This window comes from Pseudarthrobacter sp. DSP2-3-2b1 (genome assembly GCF_049895945.1).
In the GTDB taxonomy this organism is placed as follows: Bacteria; Actinomycetota; Actinomycetes; order Actinomycetales; family Micrococcaceae; genus Arthrobacter.
Genome location: NZ_JAFCTI010000005.1, coordinates 151,067 through 168,186 on the forward strand (window position 1 = coordinate 151,067; position 17,120 = coordinate 168,186).

The following is a 17,120-nucleotide window of genomic DNA, read 5'->3' on the forward strand; positions in this document are numbered from 1 at the left end:
AGTTCGTCGGCATGGCCCTGCTGACCTGCGGTTTGATAACCCTGCGAAGGGCCCTTCAGGTGCGGCACGGTGCCCTGGCCTGGACAGCACGTTTGGGCGCACTTGCAGCGGCCGTATCACTGGCCCTTTATGGCGCGCTTCAGGCCGTTGACGGAGTGGCACTGAAGCACGCCGCGGATTCCTGGGCGTCAGCTGCCGAGCCGGAGAAAGCGATGCGGTTCGCCACCGCGGAAGGCATCCGCTGGCTCGAGTGGGGGATGCGGAGCTACCACAGCTTGCTGCTGGGCACCGCCCTTGTCCTCCTGGGCATCGTCATCGCGGCCTCCCGGCGGATCTCACCCTTTATCGGGTACCTGATGGGGCTGGCCGGGGTGGCCTACTGGGCCCAGGGGTGGATCATCGGAGCCGAAGGTTTTGCGGCCGTGAACGCCGTGCCCACGCTGGCCGGGATCATCCTCACGGTGGCCTGGACTGTGTGGCTGCTCATCAGCGCCTGGCGGAGCAACGACAAGGCGGCCGGTCACCCAAGGTGACCAGCCGCCGTCGTAATGGCGCCTAAGCGTTACTTCGCTGCCTGCAGCAGGCCGGCGCGGACCGTCCTGGTGGCCTTGACCAGGTTGCGTAGCGACTCTTCGGTTTCCGCGTAGCCGCGGGTCTTCAGGCCGCAGTCCGGGTTGACCCAGAGCTGGCGGGACGGGACGTGCTTGACGGCGGTGGCCAGGAGCTCAGTGACTTCCTGCTCGCCCGGAACACGCGGCGAGTGGATGTCGTAGACGCCCGGGCCCACGCCGCGGCCGAAGCCGTGGGACTCGAGGTCATGGACAACCTCCATGCGGGAACGTGCCGCTTCGATGGAGGTGACGTCGGCGTCGAGGCCGTCGATGGCGTCGATGATCACGCCAAACTCCGAGTAGCAGAGGTGGGTGTGGATCTGCGTGGCATCGGCTACACCGGCGGTGGCCAAACGGAAGGAATCCACCGACCATTTCAGGTACGCCGGGTGGTCCGCCTTGCGCAGCGGCAGGAGCTCACGAAGGGCCGGCTCATCCACCTGGATGATCTTGATGCCCGCTGCTTCGAGGTCAGCGATCTCGTCACGCAGGGCCAGGCCCACCTGGTTGGCGGTCTCGCCCAGCGGCTGGTCATCGCGGACGAAGGACCACGCCAGGATGGTGACCGGACCGGTGAGCATACCCTTCATGGGCTTGGTGGTGAGGGACTGGGCGTACTCGGCCCACTTCACCGTGATGGGCGCGCTACGGGTGACGTCGCCCCACAGGATGGACGGGCGGGTGCAGCGGGAGCCGTAGGACTGGACCCAGCCATGGACCGTGACGTCAAAGCCCTCAAGGTTTTCGGCGAAGTACTGAACCATGTCATTGCGCTCGGGCTCGCCGTGCACCAGGACGTCGTAGCCGAGTTCTTCCTGCAGGTCCACAACGCGCTTGATCTCATCCTTCATGAGCTGTTCGTACTGCTCGTTGGTGAGATCGCCCTTGTTGTTGCGGGCACGGGCGGAGCGGATTTCCGGGGTCTGCGGGAAGGAACCGATGGTGGTGGTGGGAAGCGGCGGCAGGTCCAGTGCCTCTTCCTGTGCAGCTTCACGGACTTCATAGGCTGAGCGGCTGAAGTCAGCCCCGGTCAGGGCCCCGGTCCGTGCCCGGACGTCCTCGCGGTGCACGCCGGCAGCCGTGGCGCGGGCGGCAATCACGGCAGACGCCTGGTCGATTGCGGCCTTGGCCGTGGCCGGGTCCGCCACGTAATCGGCAAGGATCCTGACTTCCACGGCCTTCTGGTCGGCGAAGGCAAGCCAGCTGCGCAGCTCTTCGGACAGCTGGGTCTCTTCGGTGACATCGTGCGGGACGTGCTGCGCGGACGTGGAGGTGCTCACGGCGATCCGGCCGGCGGCGGCCTTCAGTTCATCCAGCTTGGCGGCCGAGACGGCCAGATCGTTGCGCCAGATGTTGTGGCCGTCAACGACGCCGGCAACCAGGGTCTTGTTGCCAAGGCCGGCGAGTGCTGCAGCAGAGGGCACCGCGCCCTTGAAGGCGTCGATGTGCAGGGCGTCGATGTTGGTGGCGGCAAGCGTTCCCAGCTGGCCATCGAGGGCGCCGTACGGTGTGGAGACCAGGATCTGCGGGCGCTGGGCGGCGTTGGAGAGGACTTCGTAGGCGCGGGCCACGGCAGCTTCGATTTCGGCGGCCGGGGTGTCCTGGTCAACAACCAGTGCGGGTTCGTCGAGCTGGATCCAGCTGGCGCCTGCAGCGGCGAGCTTGTCCAGCAGCTGCACGTAGACCGGCAGGACGTCCTCGAGGCGGGACAGCGGGGCGAAGCCCGCCGGGGCGTCGTCGGAAGCCTTGGAGAGCAGGAGGTAGGTGACGGGGCCAACAATGTACGGGCGGGTCTCGATGCCGTTGGCCAGGGCGAAGCCGAATTCCTCAACGATGCGGTTGGAGGCGGGGGTGAATTCGGTCTCGGGGCCGATTTCCGGAACGAGGTAGTGGTAGTTGGTGTCGAACCACTTGGTCATTTCCAGCGGCTGCTGGTCCTTGGTGCCACGGGCAAGTGTGAAGTAGCCATCGATGTCCAGCTGGCCCCCGGCGTTGAGGAGGTTGCCGAAACGGGCCGGCACGGCGCCGAGGTGGGCGGTGGCGTCCAGGACCTGGTCGTAATAGGAGAAGGTGCCCGGAACGGCGGCGGCTTCGGTGAGGCCAAGTTCCTGCAGGCGCCTGGCGATGGTCAGCTGGATCTCCTTGGCCGCGGCGTCAAGTGCCGCGGCGTCGATCGTGCCCGCCCAGTAGGCTTCGATGGCCTTTTTGAGCTCGCGGCGGCGGCCGATGCGGGGGTAGCCAAGCAGCGATGCTGCCGGGAACGGGGTGACGGAGAGATTGTTTTCAGGCATGACAAAGTCCTTGGAGGTTGGTGAAAGCATGTGAATGGTCTGGAGAAAGAAGCGGGTCAGCTGGCCAGCTGGCGCTGGAGAATAGCCGTGCGGCGGCCGGCGGAACGGGAGTGACGCGGCAGTGCCAGCTTGTCCAGCACCTCCAGCGCGCTCTGGTGTTCATTGAACGTGTAGAGGTGGATGCCCTGGGCCCCGGCGTCGAGGGCTGCCTTGGCAAGGTCCACTGTGGCCCGGACGCCGATCCTGTGGCGTTCGGCATCGGTGTCCGCGGCGGCCAGGCGGGCCAGCAGCTGCGGGTCAGGCTCTACGCCGCTGAGTTCGCCCAGCCGCTTCACCCGGCGGGGGCTGGTGAACGGCATGATGCCCGGAATGATGGGGATGGTGACCCCGGCCCGGCGTGCCCTGCTGAGCAGGTCCGAGTACTGGTCCGTGTGAAAGAAGACCTGGGTGATGGCAAAGTCCGCGCCGGAGCGCTGCTTGGCCAGCAGCACTTCGACGTCGTGTTCTTCGCTGGGCGATTCGGGATGCCGCGTGGGGTAGGCCGCCACGCCGACGGCGATTTTTCCGGCGCAGAGCAGCGCTGAACGCCGTTGCTCAACACGGCGGATGAGCTCGATCAGGTCCTGTGCGTAGCGCAGCGACCCGGGAACCGGCGGGGTCCCGTCCTGGGGCCGGTCCCCGCGGAGCGCCAGGATGCCGCGGACTCCGGTATCCAGCAGGTCCCCGATGATCTCCGCCAGTTCCTGCGGGGTGTTGCCCACGCAGGTCAGGTGGGCCAGGGGGCGGAGCGTGGTTTCGAGCAGGAGCCGGTTGATGAGTTCGACGGCGGTGTCCCGGTTGGAGCCGCTGGCACCATAGGTGACGGAGACGTAGTCCGGGTCCGTGGTCTCGAGTTCCCTGATGGTGTTCCACAGTGACTCGGCTGCCGCCGCTGAACGGGGCGGAAAGAGCTCATAGGAGAGCGCCACAGGGGCTGTGCTCTCGGAAAGATTGGGATGTGATTCGATAAGGCTTGGCGGTGACATTTGCGTCCTTGGCTTTGGGCCATTGAGGGCTGACGTCAGCAGATGTGACGCCAGTGCCCGGCAATGAATTTGAGTTTGGGGAACACGGAAGAACTCCACGAGGACGCAGCCGCGACTGTTACGCCTGGAATGAAGTTGTCCGTGAGCAAATGTCAGGCCCACATGGGGGCACCCACACCCTCCAGAGCGGAGGATCGCTGACACGTTACCTCGGTAACTTGTATAGAACTCTAGGAGGCTGCGGCGCAGGGTTCAAGTTCGCGGCCGAATTAAGACGCAGCTTTACACTCTGTTTCGTGACCGGACGGAATAATCTTCGCCCCTGGCCGCTACCATGGGCGGTCCGGACCGGATCCGTAGTCATCATCCCGGAGGTACTCGTCCCGCTCCTGCCCCGTGTTGCGCTCCCGCTGGGACTCGCGTGAACTCTCCTGCAGCTGCTCCAGCTGGCTCTCCCGGCCCGGATCGGACGGCGCGGGCTGCCCTTCGGCCGGTTGGGGCGTGGCTCCACCGCCGGCGGCGTCATCGGCCTTCTGCTTGAGCCGCTCCGCAGCCTGGTCCAACTGCCCGCCGGCACCCGTCGCAGCACCGCCGGAGCCGCCGGAGCCGCCGGCGGGAAAGCAGCTCTCCGGTGCAGAGTCCACCACGGCGAGGCCTTCGGCGAAGAGCCGGGCGGCCGCCGTCGCGTCTTCCGCTGCAACCCTCTGGTCGCCGAGCCGTTCGATGCTGAGCACCAGGTTGACGCGGATGATGCAGCCGTCCGCGGCGCCTGCGAGCGGGAGTGCCTCCTCGAACCGCTGGCGGGCTCCCGCGAAGTCACCGGCGAGGACCAGGCTGTCTCCCGCGGCGAACGGAGCCTTGTGCGGCTCAATGACGTTGGCGATGTCCAGTCCGGCCGCGGCGTCCGCCACGGAACGCGCATCGCCGGCAGCGAAGCCCCGTTCAGCCGCGCCGGCCAGGATGCCCAGGCTGAGCAGCTTTGCGGACAGGCACAGGGCGACGGCGGCCGGCAGCGCAGACCAGAGGAGCAGCCGTTTCCTGCGCTGCTTCCGCTCCCCCGGTTCGGGTGTGGGGCGCTGCATCATCGCCGCGCCTCCCCTTGAGGCCGCAGTTGGCGCCACTGGCGTACCAGCAGAACCATCTCACGCAGGCCCAGCAGGAAGGCGGCCAGGGCGAAGATCCAATAGAGTTCGGTCCTGCCGGCAAGGTTTCGGTCCTCCGCTGCGCGCTGGAGTTCCCCGGGGCTGGCTTGCTGCATCATGGGCGCCACCGGATCCCCGGCGGAGCGGTGTACGTAGGGAACGCCCAGGTCAACTGCTATCCCGCGCAGCCGTTCTTCATCGATGACTGACAAGGCGTCCTGCCCTGCACCTGAGGTGCGGTCCTGGATGTAGCCGTTGCCTTCCCCATCGCCGGACGGACCCTGGCCTGGTTCCTTCATTCTGCCGCCCTCCTGAGTGCCGTAGCCCAGCACCGCCCCGCCGTCGATCAGGCCGCCGTCGGCCCTCATCGCCACCGGTGCCGCGGCGCTGGTCTGTTCGCCATCGCCCAGGTAGTAGACCAGCCGCGGCCGTTCAGGATGGCTTTTCCGGGCTGCCGTCAGGCGTTCGGCCAAAAGTTTTCCGGCGATGGTCACGCTGCTTCCCTTGGAGTAGGCGGTGACCTGCGGCTCCAGGACCGAGATGGTGGTTTCAAGGGCCGTGGTATCGGTGGTGAGGGGCATCCGCACCACGGCGTTGCTGTCGAACGTCAGGACGGAAAAGCGGGCTCCCGGCAGTTCAGCGGCGATGGCCATGATGTCCTGGCGGACGCCCTCCAACCGGGGCTCGCGGTTGCCGTAATCTTCGGCTACAGCACTGGTGGTGGTGTCCACCACCAAGAACACATTGAGGTCCGCCGAGGCTTCCCGGGCGCTTCCGCCAGGGATACCGGGACGAAGCGCCGCGGCAACCAGGAGCAGGACCAGCCCGCTCCGGAACAGCCATTCGCGCAGCTGACCCGAAGAAGGCTTCCGCGCCGAACGGACCAGCCGCCAGGCCGGAAAGAGCACCGAAACCGCGGCTATCGCGGCCAGGAGCCACCACGGCAGGATGGGTTGCAGCGTCATGGCCTCAACCTCCAGGACGCGCCCACCAGCACGAGCCCGGACAGGAGCGCCACGGCCAGGGGCAGCTCGGGCCGGTCCGAGACCACGGCGCGGGGTGCCCCCTGCAGGGCCGCAGCTTCCGTCTCCTGAACCGTCCGCACGATGCCCGCAACGGCCTCGGGGCTCTCCAGCGCGTAGTACGCGCCGCCGCCGGCTTCGGCCACCGCCCTGAGCCTTGCCCCGGGCTGGCCCGGCCCGGTTCCATAGTCCAGGTCGCCGGGATTCAGCGCGTACACCCGGACGCCGCGTTCGGTGGCCAAGGTACCCGCCTGCTCCAAGGTAAAAATGGGATCGCCGGAGAGATAGTTATCCGTCGCGAGGACAACGGACCGGGAGCGCTTCGGACCGGAGTCTGTGCCGGAGCCTGTGCTGGAGTCTGTGCTGGCCTGCGGGCTGGACGGAGTGCCGGGCTTTGTGGCCGGGAAGCCATTGACGCAGGCGGCCAGGCCATCGCCGATCAGCGAGGAACCGCGGCCGCCCCACGTGCCGTCCAGGAAGCCGGAACTCCCGGGGTTCCCCTCAAAAGCGTCGCGGGCAAGGGTGAGCTGTTCCTCGACGTATTCGTAGTCGTCCGTGAGCGGAAAAACCTGGACGGCGGTGCTGTCAAAGACCGTGAGGCCGATCCGCTCGCCGTTGAATTCCTTCGCCAGCTGGGCAAAAACGTCCACCACCGCCGCGTCGGCGCTGCTCATCGAGCCGGAGGTGTCCAGGCACAGCATGATGTCACGGTTGTGCTGTTCCGGCCGGCTGGTGGTCAGTTCCAGGGGGCGTGCCGCTGCGGCCACGGCGGACAGCAGCAGCGCTGCTCCGGCGAGCGCCGCCACAGCGTGCCAGCGGCGGTGGCGGCGGTTGGCGGCCTGGTATTCGGGCAGGGCGGTGAGCCGGTCCGCGTTGGCCACCGGCCGGCGTCGGGCGTTACCCCGTGAATGGGGGAGGAAAGCGAACCAACCGGCCGCGGCAGCAGCGGCCAGCGCAAGCGGGATGAGCCACCAGAACATCAGCTCCATTGCCGCACCGCCTGGCGCGCGGTTTCGGCTGAATCGGAGACGGCCGGCAGCGGTTCCAGGCCGAACTCGCCCGGGTAGATCCGGCTGACAGCTTCGGCAGTGGAGGCCAGCGGGTGCCTGTGCAACTCCGCAAGTGTCATCCGCGGAGCGTCAACGCCGGTGACATCACGAGCGAACTTGCGGACCAGCAGGCTCAGCTCCCGGTGCGATTCGCGCGCGGACAGCAGTCCGGCGGCGGCGCCCGCCCCCACCGCGTCGATCTGCTGGAGGTAATCCTGTTTAAGCGCGGCAAGGTCCGACGGCGGCGTGAACAGGGGCCGGGGTACCGGAGGCCGGCGGCGGCGGGTGCTGACGAAAACGAACCCGTACCAGCCCAGGAGCAGGGCCAGGAGGGCGAGGCCGGCCCACAGCCATCCCTGGCTGTACTGCAGGGGTCCGTAGAAGCCCTGGTTATCCTGCACGCCGGTGCCTTTCCAGGAGGGCGAACAGTTCTGTTATTACCCCGGCACTGCCGGTCACGTGGCCTTCGGTGATGCCGGCCCGGCGGAACATGGCGTGCCGGCCGGCGTCGCGCTCCGTGGCAGCTTCGGCATAGGCCGCCGCCACTCCCGGGGAGGCTGCCAGGTGCCCCGGCAGCAGCGCGGCATCTGCGACGCTGACGGCGTCCTGGCCGGCGTTGCTCTCCCCCACCAGATCGGCATCCCGGATGGTCAGCCAGAGGATTTCATGCTGCGCGCGGAGCCGCCGCAGCAACTGCTCCGTGCCTGCATCAGCGGCGCTTTCATCGGCCACCACGAACAGCAGATGCCGGCCCTTAACGGTGCGGGCAACGTGTTCCAGTTGCCCTTCTATCCTGCTGGGGCCAGAGTCCAGCCCGGTGGCCGAGTCAACCTCGCGGAGGAGCCGTTCCAGATGGGACTCCCCGCCCTTTGCCGGGAGAGTGCGGCTGCCGTTCGCGTCGCCGCAGACCAGTCCCACCACGTCACCGTGCCTGTGGGCAAGGTAGCCCACCACACCCAGCGCCATCACGGCAATGTCCTTCTTCGTTTCGCCGTCACGGGCCTCGGCAGCCATGTTCCGGCCCGTATCGGCAATGAGCAGGACCGTCTGACGGCGCACGGCCACATACCGCTTGATCAGGGGTGAGCCATGGCGGGCCGAAGCCTTCCAATCGATATCGCGGACCTCGTCGCCGGGAACGTAGGCCCGGAGGTCATCAAAATCGAGGCTGCGGCCGCGGAAGACTGAACCGTACTCGCCGTCGAGCATTCCGCGGGCTTTCCGGTGGGCGAAGATGGCCATCTTCGACTTGACGCGCTGAAGCAGAATTGCCACGCCGGCTCAGGGAGTCTGGACGGATGCCACGATGGCATCAATGATGGTCTCCACCGGAACCTGTTCGGCCACTGCCTCGAAGCCCAGGATCAGCCGGTGCCGCAGCACCCGGTGCGCGAGTGATTTCACGTCCTCAGGGATCACGTGGTCGCGGCCGTTGATGAGTGCCACGGCCCGGGCCGCCTGGCTGAAGGCAATGCTGGCGCGGGGGCTGGCGCCGAATTCGATAAAGCCGGCCAGGCGCTGGTCAATGTACTGCCCGGCGTTGCGGGTGACGAACACCAGGCCCACGATGTAGTTGATGATGGCCGGATCGATGTAGATCCGTTTCACCAGCTCCTGGACACCTGAGACGGCATCCAGTGACGCTGCCGCCGCCGGAATCTGCTCGGGGGTGAAGACGCCGGCGTCGATGCGCCGGATGATTTCCGCTTCCTCTGCGGGCGAGGGATAGTCCAGGACGTCCTTGAGCATAAAGCGGTCCATCTGGGCTTCGGGCAGCTGGTAGGTGCCTTCCTGCTCGATCGGGTTCTGGGTGGCGAGCACCAGGAAGGGTGAGGGGAGCTTGTACTCCTGTCCGCCGATGGTGGTCTGCCGTTCCTGCATGGCTTCGAGCATGGCGCTCTGGGTCTTCGCGCTGGAGCGGTTGATCTCATCGAGCAGGACGATGTTGGCGTGCACGGGGCCGAGCTGGGTGACGAACGTGCCCTTGGCGGAGTCGTAGATCTGCGTGCCCACGATGTCACTGGGCAGCAGGTCCGGGGTGCACTGGATCCGGCGGAACTCGGCACTGACGGCTTCTGCCACAGTCTGGGCGGCCGTGGTCTTGGCCAGGCCCGGCACACTTTCCAGCAGTATGTGCCCGCCGGTCATCAGGCCAACCAGCAGTGATTCGCGCAGGCGTGCCTGGCCCACCACTTTGGCATCGAAGCTGCGGGAGATGTTCGCCACCACTTGCTGTGCACGGGCCAGTTCCGCCGGTTCGATACGTGCGGGCGCACTGGTCTTAAGCACTGGAATTCCCCCTGTTGGCTGCTGGACGGCGGCGGGTGCGCGGACGGTGTTGCCCGGCAGCACTCCGTCCGCCATCCTATCCAAGCTACTTGCAGGACCGGCCGCAATGGGGACCCCTCCCCATGCGGGGTCCCGCAGGTCTATCCTTTTGCCATGAGCGAGCTTCCAGCCAGTTACAAGCAGTTTCTCGCCGATAAAAGCGAGAGCTTCATCCTTGCCGTTAAGCCTGTGCTGCAGCAGTCCGCTGCAGACCAGAGCCACGGGGTCCGGGTCACGTACAACGTGGGCCCCACCGGCCACCAGGCCCACCTCGATGACACCATTCCGTACGGAGTAGTGGTCGAAGACATCGACTGATGGCCCTGGTGGCCCCGGTGGCCTGGAGGCAGCGCCGCGGATGGCGTGGCCGCGAGTTGGTTGCCGTTCAGCCTTTGACCGCGCCTGAGAGCGCGAACGAGCTGCCGGCGCCCTTGGCCACAATGACGTAGAGGGCCAGCACCGGGACTGAATACAGGATGGAAAAGGCGGCCAGCTGGCCATAGGCCACTGCCCCGTGTTGTCCGAAAAAGCTGTAGATCGAAACGGCTGCGGGCTGCCGCGCTTCTGACAGGAGCAGGACAAAGGGAACGAAGAAGTTCCCCCAGGCCTGGATGAACACAAAGATGAACACCACGCCCAGTCCCTGCCGCATGAGCGGCAGGACGATGGTCCGCAGCGCCGTCAGTCCGGAGGCTCCGTCCACCCACGCCGCCTCCTCCAGCGATACCGGGACGGCGTCCATGAAGTTCTTGGTCATCCAGATGGCCATGGGCAAGGTGGTGGTGGCCATGAAGAAGATGGTGGCCGGCATGGAGTCCAAAAGTTCCAGCTGCACAAACAGCCCGTACACGGGAACCATGATGGCTGTGATTGGCAGGCACGTCCCGAACAGGATGGTGTACATAAAAGGCTTGTTGAACCGCGACTGGTAACGGGACAGCGGGTAGGCGGCCAGGACAGCGGCCACCAGGTTGACGGCACCCGTTCCAAACGAGAGCACCAGGCTGTTCCACAACGGCCCGAACAGCAGCCCCGGTGTCATGATCGCGGCGAAGTTGCCCAGCGAGAACTCCCGGGGCAGCCTGGCTTCATGCCCGGCCGCCGGATCCAGGGAGGCAAACACCAGCCACAGCAGCGGCAAGACAAAACAGGCCCCGATCACCAGCAGCGCCACGTCCGCCGGAACCCGGGCACGCTGCTGCGCCCGGGAGACTGCCCCCGACGCCGGCCGCACCGGCCCCGTGGACGTTCGCGCCGCCGTCGTCATGGTTTTGCCTCCCGGAGGAGCCGGACGTACAACGCGCCGAACACCAAGCCGATGAGAATCAGCACCGACGCAACAGCGGTGCCGTACCCGATGTCGCCGAATTTGAAGGCCTCCTGGTACGCCAGCACCGGCAGAGTGGTGCTGGCGTTCGCCGGCCCGCCGGCGGTCATCACCCAGATGAGGGTAAAGACCGCCAGTGTCTGCAGTGTGATGAGCATGAGGTTGGTGGCAATGCTGGAGCGGATCATGGGGATGGTGATGAAAGCCAGCCGTTGCCAGCCGGTGGCGCCGTCCATCAGGGCCGCCTCGGTGACCTCTGCCGGGACCTCGTCCAGCGCAGCCCGGTAGACCAGCATGGAGAACGCAGTGCCGCGCCAGATATTTGCCAGCATGATGGCCACCATCGGAAACGAATACAGCCAGTCAGGCTGTCCGAACCCGAGTCCGCCCACGAGCTGGTTGAGCGTCCCGTCCCGGCTGAAGTAAGCGTAGGCGGCAAAGGCCGCGACAATTTCCGGGAGCACCCAGGCGGCCACAACAGCTGTTCCGACGACGGCGGCCACCTGCCTGCGTGCCCTCCTCATCAGGACGGCGATGGTGAGTCCCAGAATGTTCTGGCCGAGGATGGCGGAGCCGCCAACGAACAGGACGGTCAGGGCCAGGGACAGCGGCAGCACCGGATCAGTCAGGAGCCTTGTGTAGTTTTCGAAGCCGATCCAGCCGGGGTTGCGGGCGTTCCGGCCGGTCAGGGCCGCATTGGTGAACGAGGCGTGGAATGCCCACAGCACGGGCCCGGCCAGGAAGACCAGCAGGAGGACCACGGCCGGAATGACAGGGAGCAGCCGGGCGCTCCGGCCGGGCGGGGTGCGGCGGCGCGGTTCAGTGACTGGCACCGGCTATTTCGCGATGGTCTTGGCGTCACCCACGATGCCCTTGACCGCGGCATCGTAGTCAGCAGCAGCCTGTGCAGGGGATTTCGCCCCGGTGATCACCGCTTCCGTGGCCTCCTGGACGGCTGCCGAGATCCGGGGATAGTCGGCGGTTGCGGGGCGGTAATGCGTGACCGCCACGAGTTCGGACACGTCCTTCACAAACGGGTTGGCAGACTGATAGCCCGGGTCCGCGGCCACGTCCTTTCGGACGGCGATCTGGGAGCTGGCGACGTTGAAGGCCAGCGAATTCTTCTGGTTCAGTGCCGTGGCCAGGAAGTCGAACGCCAGCTGAGCATCCTTGGTGCCTGCCCCCACCGCCAGGGTCCAGCCGCCGGACATGCTCACCCCGCCTGGCGCCTGGCCGTTCTGCGTGGGGAAGGCTGTCACGCCCATCTCTTCGCCGTAGGCGGGCCATTCGTAGCTGCCGCCCTTCTGCCAGAAGGACGGCGCGTAGGACCCCTCAACGGTGGCGCCCATCTTGCCCTGCGGCAGCCACTCGCCGAAGACTTTTTTCCAGACATTGGCGTCAAGGGCCTCTGCCGGCGAGACGGCGAGCTGTTCTTCGTACAGGGTTTCCAGGAACGTGAGCGAGTCAGTGAACCCCTGCGAACCCACCACCCATTTCTTCGCCTCAGTGTCGTAGAGCCCGGCTCCTGTTCCATAGAGAAGTTCGTAGAAGCTTTGCATCACTGTGCCCTCACCGGTGCCCTTGCCGGCGTACATGTTGAACGGCACCACCGAAGGATCATTGGCCTTGATTTTGCGGGCCGTGTCCAGGATGTCCTGCCAGCTGCGGGGCTCCCACGGGAGGCTGATGCCTGCGGCTGCGAGGACCTTTTTGTTGTACCAGATCCCGCGCGTGTCAGTGCCCAGCGGGACGGCGTACGTGCCGCCGTCGTCCCCCAGCCCCGCCGCTTTGGCGGCGTCATCAAACGTGTCCCAGTCCTTCCAGCCGTCCAGGTGGCTGTCCAGCTTCAGCAGATATCCTGCGTCGACGTCGGAGCGGACTTTGAAGGTGTCCTCGTAGAAGACGTCAGGGGCTGTGGAGGACGAACGCAGGGCGAGGGCAAGCTTGGTGCCGTAGTCGTCGTCGTTCGCCTGGATGGGCTCAAGGTTGACCGTGACGCCCTGGTTCGCGGCCTCGAACTCCTGCTTTGCCGCCTGGAAGAGGGTGTCCAGGGCGGTGAAGGAATCGGTCTTCTGGTAAACCACTTTCAGGGTCTTGGCCGACTCGGCGGGAGCAGCCGGCGAACAGGCCGCCAGGGCCAGTGCCGCGGCGGAGATGAATGCAGAAAATACGAGGGCCCGGGGACGCATGGTGCTCCATTCATTCAATGGCTGCAGTCCTCTTTGTCTGCGGGCCCCAGCCGCGGCGATATCCACATGCTAGAGGGGGCGCCCCCTGCAAGCAAGGACTTGAGGGTTCAGGCTTCCAGGAGAAGCCGCTGCGCCCGCGGCGCGAGGGTGTGTTCCAGGACCAGGCAGGCCGCGCCGATGGCGCCAACATCCTCGCCTACCCCGGTGCCCACAACCTCGATGGTGTGGATCAGGCGGGCAGCGCTGCTGGCATCCACGAGCGCCGGGACCTTGGCCAGGTAGCGCTCCGCCATCCGGCTCCAGAAAGGGCCGCCGAAGACAACGCGTTCCACATCCAGGGTGTTGGTGACCACGGAGACGGCGCGGGCAACGAGCACTGCGGACTTATCAATGATGGCCAGGGCCTGGGAATTGCCGGCATCGGCGAGATCGCAGAGTTTCGTAAAGCTGTGCTGGACGTCGGCCGCCGTGTGCCGGGTCCCTGCGTCATCAAGGATGCCCGCGGCCACGGCCTCGGCAACCAGCACCTGCGGGATGGCCGAGGATTTCACGCAGCCGCGCAGGCCGCAGTCACAGAGGGGGCCCTCGGGTTCCACCACAATGTGGCCGATCTCGCCGGCGTTCCCTGAGGTTCCCCGCACCACCTCATCATTGAGCACAATGCCGCAGCCGATGCCCGTGCCCATGTACATGAAGACGAAGCTGCCGGAGCCGCTGGGGCCACCGGCCCAGGTTTCGGCGACGGCGGCGCTGGTGACATCCTTGTCCACGAGCACTGAGTAGCCGGTTGCCTTGGCCAGGGCGTTCCGGAGTTCCACCCGGTCCCAGCCAGGCAGCAGCGGGGGGTCCACCACGGTTCCGTTGTCCAGGTCGATGGGTCCAGGGGCAGCCACACCCAGGCCCGCGATCTTGGTGACGTCCACACCGGAGTCCACCACGAGCTGCCCGATCTGGGCGGCAATGGTGGCAATGACCGCGGCGGGATCGTTGCCGCCCGGTGTTTTGATTCGTGAGTGCTGTACCACCGCGCCCACAAGGTCCAGGACGACGAAGGTGGTCACGGCGGGGTCCAGGTGGACTCCAATTGCATACATTCCCGCCGGGTTGAGCCTAAGCATGGTGCGCGGCTTGCCGGGTCCGCTGCCTTCCTTGCCTGCCTCGACGATCAGGTGCTGGTCCAGCAGGCGGCGCGAGATGTTGGAGATGGTCTGCGGCGAGAGGCCAACGATCTGGGCGAGTTCCACGCGGCTGAGCCCGCCGGATGACCTGCGGATGGCGTCGAGGATGACCGTGAGGTTGAAATCCCCCATGCGGGGAAGGTTGGTTCCGCGCCGTGGCGGCGAGGACTGGCGAACTTCTGGCACGGTCTCCCCTAGAGTCTTGGCCGCGTACTCATGTCTGAATCGTACGTTACCCCCTGACGCACGCCCAGAGCCGGAGGCTGCCCGCGACGCGGCCGGGCGCCCCTCAGGCCGGGGAGGACCGCCGGGTGCTGACCGCTACCGTGAACTTCGGGCTGGCGCCCTTGACCTTCGTGGGGCCCACCAGCCGTTCCAGCGCCGGGAGGTACTGCAGATGGCGGTTGAAGACGGTCCACAGTTCACCGCCGGGAGCCAACACCCTTGCGGCTGCCTCAAACAGTTTGATGCCCGCGCCGGCATGCACACTGGCGCCCAGATGGAACGGCGGATTCAGCAGGATCAGATCGGCGCTGCCGGCAGGCAGGGTGCTCATGGCATCGTCCTGGAGGACGCTGATGCGGTCTTCAAGGCCGTTGGCCCGCGCGGTGCCCAGGGCGGAGGCAACAGCGGCCGCGGACCGGTCGGTGGCCGTGACCCGCGAACCGGGATTGTGGCGGGCGTACATGGCCGCGAGGATTCCGGTGCCGCAGCCAAGATCGATGGCGTGCCGGGCGGCAGGCATGTCCGCCAGGAAGTCCAGCAGGAACCTGGTCCCGATGTCCAGCTTGGTCCCGGCGAAGACGGCGCCGTGCGCAGCAACATCGAGGTCCAGCGCGGCCGAGTGTTCGACGGCGGGTCCGTCACCTCCGGGACCCTCGTTTCGAGGGGATGCTCCCCGGGCGCCGCCGGCCACGATGATCCGGGACTTCTGCCGTGACAGCTGCGGCTGGACCGACTGGAAGTGCCGTTCGAGGACGGCGTTCATGCTGAGGGACATGTGCTTGATCCTTCCCCCGGCGAACAGCACCGCGTCCGGGGCCGCGTAACGAGCCACCGCGGCGGTAACCTCTTCCAGTTCCGCCAACGTCCGGGGCAGCTGCAGCAGGACAACGTCCGCCCCGGTGAGCAGCTCCGCTCCCATCGGCAATTGCTCGTAGCCCGGCCCTCCGGCCACTGTGGCAGCCTCCACGCCCAGGGCGGCCGCGTTGTTCCGGAGCGCCCGCTCCCCCGTGATGAGGTCTTCATGAACCCGGACCCGCGGGACCCCCAGCCCGGCGAGTGCGCCGAGGGTGAGGGCGCCATAGCGGTCCCCGATCACCGTCAGTTCGCGCCCGCCCTGCAGTTGATCAGCCGCAGCTTCCAGCAACAGCCTGTCGGTGGCATCCCAGGCCTGGAGATTGGGGGCCTCGACGTCCGGGTAACGCCGCAGGGTGCCGAAGACGGCCTCAAGACTCTTGTCAGCCACTGGTTCCTGCTGTCTGGGTAGGTTCTGTTGGGTTGGGCTGTTGTTGCCGCAGCGACGGCAGTTTGAGGATGGCCGCCACGGCCGCGCGGCCCGCCCGGTTGGCGCCGATGGTGGACGACGACGGCCCGTAGCCCACCAGATGCACCCGCGGCTCCGCTGCCACCTGGGTTCCGTCCATGACAATGCCGCCGCCGGGTCCCCTCAGGTGCAGCGACGCCAGGTGTTCGAGTTCTGCCCGGAATCCGGTGGCCCAGAGGATGACGTCCGCCCGGTGCAGGCTGCCGTCGGTGAGGCGGACGCCGTCGGGCTCTATGGCGGTGAACATCGGGCGCCTTTCCAAGGCGCCGCGAGCGGCCGCCGCCCGCAGGGCCGGTGTCCAGATCAGGCCGGTTACGGAAACCACACTTTGCGGCGGCAGCCCCTGACGTACGCGTTCCTCCACGAGGGCCACGGCGTCGTGGCCTGCCTGGGCATCGAACGCGGCGTCCCGCCATTCCGGTTCCCGTCTGGTGAACCAGCTGGTGGCTGTGACCTGTGAGATCTCGTCCAGCAGCCCGACGGCGGAAATCCCACCTCCCACCACGATGACGTGCAGGCCGCGGAATTCCTCGGCGGAAACATAGTCGGCAACGTGCAGCTGCCGGCCCCGGAACGTGGATCTTCCCGGGTAGATGGGCCAGAACGGCCTGGTCCAGGTACCGGTGGCGTTGATGAGTGCCTTCGCCGACCAGCCGCCACCGCTGGTACTGATCCTCAGCCTGCCATCCGGATCTGCGTCTTCCCGCTCCACCGAGGCAACCTTGACCGGGCGGAGGACCTCAAGTCCCAGCTCCCGCTCGTAGCCGGCGAAGTACCGCGTCAGGAATTCCGAGCTGGGCTCTGCCGGATCCACGTCCGGTTTCGCGATGCCGGGGAGGTCGCTGATGCCGTTGACCGTGGCCATCCGCAGGCTCTTCCAGCGGTGGCGCCATGCCCCGCCGGGACCCTGCTCGGCATCGAACACCTTGTAAGCCAGACCCCTGCGCTGCAGGTGGTAGGCAGCGGAGAGGCCGGCCTGGCCTGCGCCGATGACCGCCACATCAACTTCCCCGCTGGACACGGCTTTCCCGGTAGACATTTCGCGGATCCCGGTCAGACCTTCTTCACCACGGAGGATTTGAGCTGCATGGGCCCCACGCCGTCCACTTTGCAGTCGATATCATGGTCCCCCACGCCGTCCATCAGCCTGATGCCGCGGACCTTGGTGCCCACCTTGATGACGTTCGAGCTGCCCTTGATCTTCAGGTCTTTGACCACCGTGACGGTATCGCCGTCAGCAAGGACATTGCCCACCGCGTCCTTGATGACCCGCGGCCCCGCCTCCTCCAGCCCTTCGCTGGCCTCGGCGGACCATTCGTGGCCGCATTCCGGGCATACCAGGAGCGCGCCCATCTCGTAGGTGTACGCACTGGAGCATTCGGGGCACGGCGGGAAGGTTTCGTTCACTCCCC

Annotated in this window: 17 protein-coding genes; 2 read left to right on the forward strand and 15 right to left on the reverse strand. The window is 66.7% G+C overall.

What is annotated here, in order from left to right; translation table 11 throughout:
- Window positions 1-92: 92 nt before the first annotated feature.
- Window positions 93-533, forward strand: a complete 441-nt coding sequence (locus ACP7AX_RS08445) for a hypothetical protein (protein ID WP_426226096.1) — start codon at window positions 93-95, stop codon at window positions 531-533.
- A 29-nt stretch (window positions 534-562) separates the two neighbouring features.
- Here ACP7AX_RS08445 and metE read toward each other — a convergent pair whose 3' ends face one another.
- From metE to ACP7AX_RS08485, 8 genes are all read right to left on the reverse strand, one after another.
- Window positions 563-2,902 (reverse strand): 5-methyltetrahydropteroyltriglutamate--homocysteine S-methyltransferase, encoded by a 2,340-nt coding sequence (metE, locus tag ACP7AX_RS08450; RefSeq protein WP_426226097.1) that lies wholly within the window; start codon window positions 2,900-2,902, stop codon window positions 563-565.
- Window positions 2,903-2,958: 56 nt separating this feature from the next.
- Window positions 2,959-3,927 (reverse strand): methylenetetrahydrofolate reductase, encoded by a 969-nt coding sequence (locus ACP7AX_RS08455; RefSeq protein ID WP_426226098.1) that lies wholly within the window; start codon window positions 3,925-3,927, stop codon window positions 2,959-2,961.
- A gap of 329 nt (window positions 3,928-4,256) precedes the next feature.
- Entirely contained in the window at window positions 4,257-5,012 is a 756-nt protein-coding gene (locus ACP7AX_RS08460; RefSeq protein ID WP_426226099.1) for a hypothetical protein, read from the reverse strand.
- Window positions 5,009-6,034, reverse strand: a complete 1,026-nt coding sequence (locus ACP7AX_RS08465) for a VWA domain-containing protein (RefSeq protein WP_426226100.1) — start codon at window positions 6,032-6,034, stop codon at window positions 5,009-5,011. Before ACP7AX_RS08465 ends, ACP7AX_RS08460 begins: the two co-directional genes overlap by 4 nt.
- Entirely contained in the window at window positions 6,031-7,080 is a 1,050-nt protein-coding gene (locus ACP7AX_RS08470; RefSeq protein ID WP_426226101.1) for a vWA domain-containing protein, read from the reverse strand. Before ACP7AX_RS08470 ends, ACP7AX_RS08465 begins: the two co-directional genes overlap by 4 nt.
- On the reverse strand, window positions 7,071-7,541 hold the full coding sequence (locus ACP7AX_RS08475) for a hypothetical protein (RefSeq protein WP_426226102.1): 471 nt from the start codon (window positions 7,539-7,541) through the stop codon (window positions 7,071-7,073). Before ACP7AX_RS08475 ends, ACP7AX_RS08470 begins: the two co-directional genes overlap by 10 nt.
- Window positions 7,531-8,415: a DUF58 domain-containing protein gene (locus ACP7AX_RS08480; protein WP_426226103.1), complete on the reverse strand. Its 885-nt coding sequence runs from the start codon at window positions 8,413-8,415 to the stop codon at window positions 7,531-7,533. The genes ACP7AX_RS08475 and ACP7AX_RS08480 overlap by 11 nt, the downstream gene beginning before the upstream one ends.
- 6 nt (window positions 8,416-8,421) lie before the next feature.
- Window positions 8,422-9,429: an AAA family ATPase gene (locus tag ACP7AX_RS08485; RefSeq protein ID WP_426226160.1), complete on the reverse strand. Its 1,008-nt coding sequence runs from the start codon at window positions 9,427-9,429 to the stop codon at window positions 8,422-8,424.
- Between the two features lie 153 nt (window positions 9,430-9,582).
- Between ACP7AX_RS08485 and ACP7AX_RS08490 the strand changes: the two genes are divergently transcribed.
- A complete protein-coding gene (locus ACP7AX_RS08490) occupies window positions 9,583-9,786 on the forward strand; it encodes a hypothetical protein (protein WP_131683966.1) in 204 nt (67 codons plus the stop codon).
- 67 nt (window positions 9,787-9,853) lie between these two features.
- On the opposite strand, the gene ACP7AX_RS08495 is transcribed toward ACP7AX_RS08490, so the two are convergent.
- From ACP7AX_RS08495 to ACP7AX_RS08525, 7 genes are all read right to left on the reverse strand, one after another.
- Window positions 9,854-10,735 carry an ABC transporter permease subunit gene (locus tag ACP7AX_RS08495; RefSeq protein ID WP_131683965.1) on the reverse strand — a complete coding sequence of 294 codons (882 nt, stop codon included), beginning with the start codon at window positions 10,733-10,735 and terminating at the stop codon, window positions 9,854-9,856.
- Complete coding sequence (locus ACP7AX_RS08500; protein ID WP_426226104.1) at window positions 10,732-11,628, reverse strand: carbohydrate ABC transporter permease; 897 nt, start codon at window positions 11,626-11,628, stop codon at window positions 10,732-10,734. The genes ACP7AX_RS08495 and ACP7AX_RS08500 overlap by 4 nt, the downstream gene beginning before the upstream one ends.
- Before the next feature lie 3 nt (window positions 11,629-11,631).
- Window positions 11,632-12,984, reverse strand: a complete 1,353-nt coding sequence (locus tag ACP7AX_RS08505) for an extracellular solute-binding protein (RefSeq protein ID WP_131684110.1) — start codon at window positions 12,982-12,984, stop codon at window positions 11,632-11,634.
- A gap of 107 nt (window positions 12,985-13,091) precedes the next feature.
- Entirely contained in the window at window positions 13,092-14,294 is a 1,203-nt protein-coding gene (locus ACP7AX_RS08510; protein ID WP_426226105.1) for an ROK family transcriptional regulator, read from the reverse strand.
- Between the two features lie 157 nt (window positions 14,295-14,451).
- Complete coding sequence (locus ACP7AX_RS08515) at window positions 14,452-15,630, reverse strand: class I SAM-dependent methyltransferase (RefSeq protein ID WP_426226106.1); 1,179 nt, start codon at window positions 15,628-15,630, stop codon at window positions 14,452-14,454.
- The gene (locus ACP7AX_RS08520; protein WP_426226107.1) at window positions 15,623-16,747 is read right to left on the reverse strand and encodes an FAD-dependent oxidoreductase; all 1,125 of its coding nucleotides are present in this window, start codon (window positions 16,745-16,747) and stop codon (window positions 15,623-15,625) included. The genes ACP7AX_RS08515 and ACP7AX_RS08520 overlap by 8 nt, the downstream gene beginning before the upstream one ends.
- Before the next feature lie 14 nt (window positions 16,748-16,761).
- Window positions 16,762-17,115: a zinc ribbon domain-containing protein YjdM gene (locus ACP7AX_RS08525; protein WP_426226108.1), complete on the reverse strand. Its 354-nt coding sequence runs from the start codon at window positions 17,113-17,115 to the stop codon at window positions 16,762-16,764.
- Window positions 17,116-17,120: the final 5 nt, after the last annotated feature.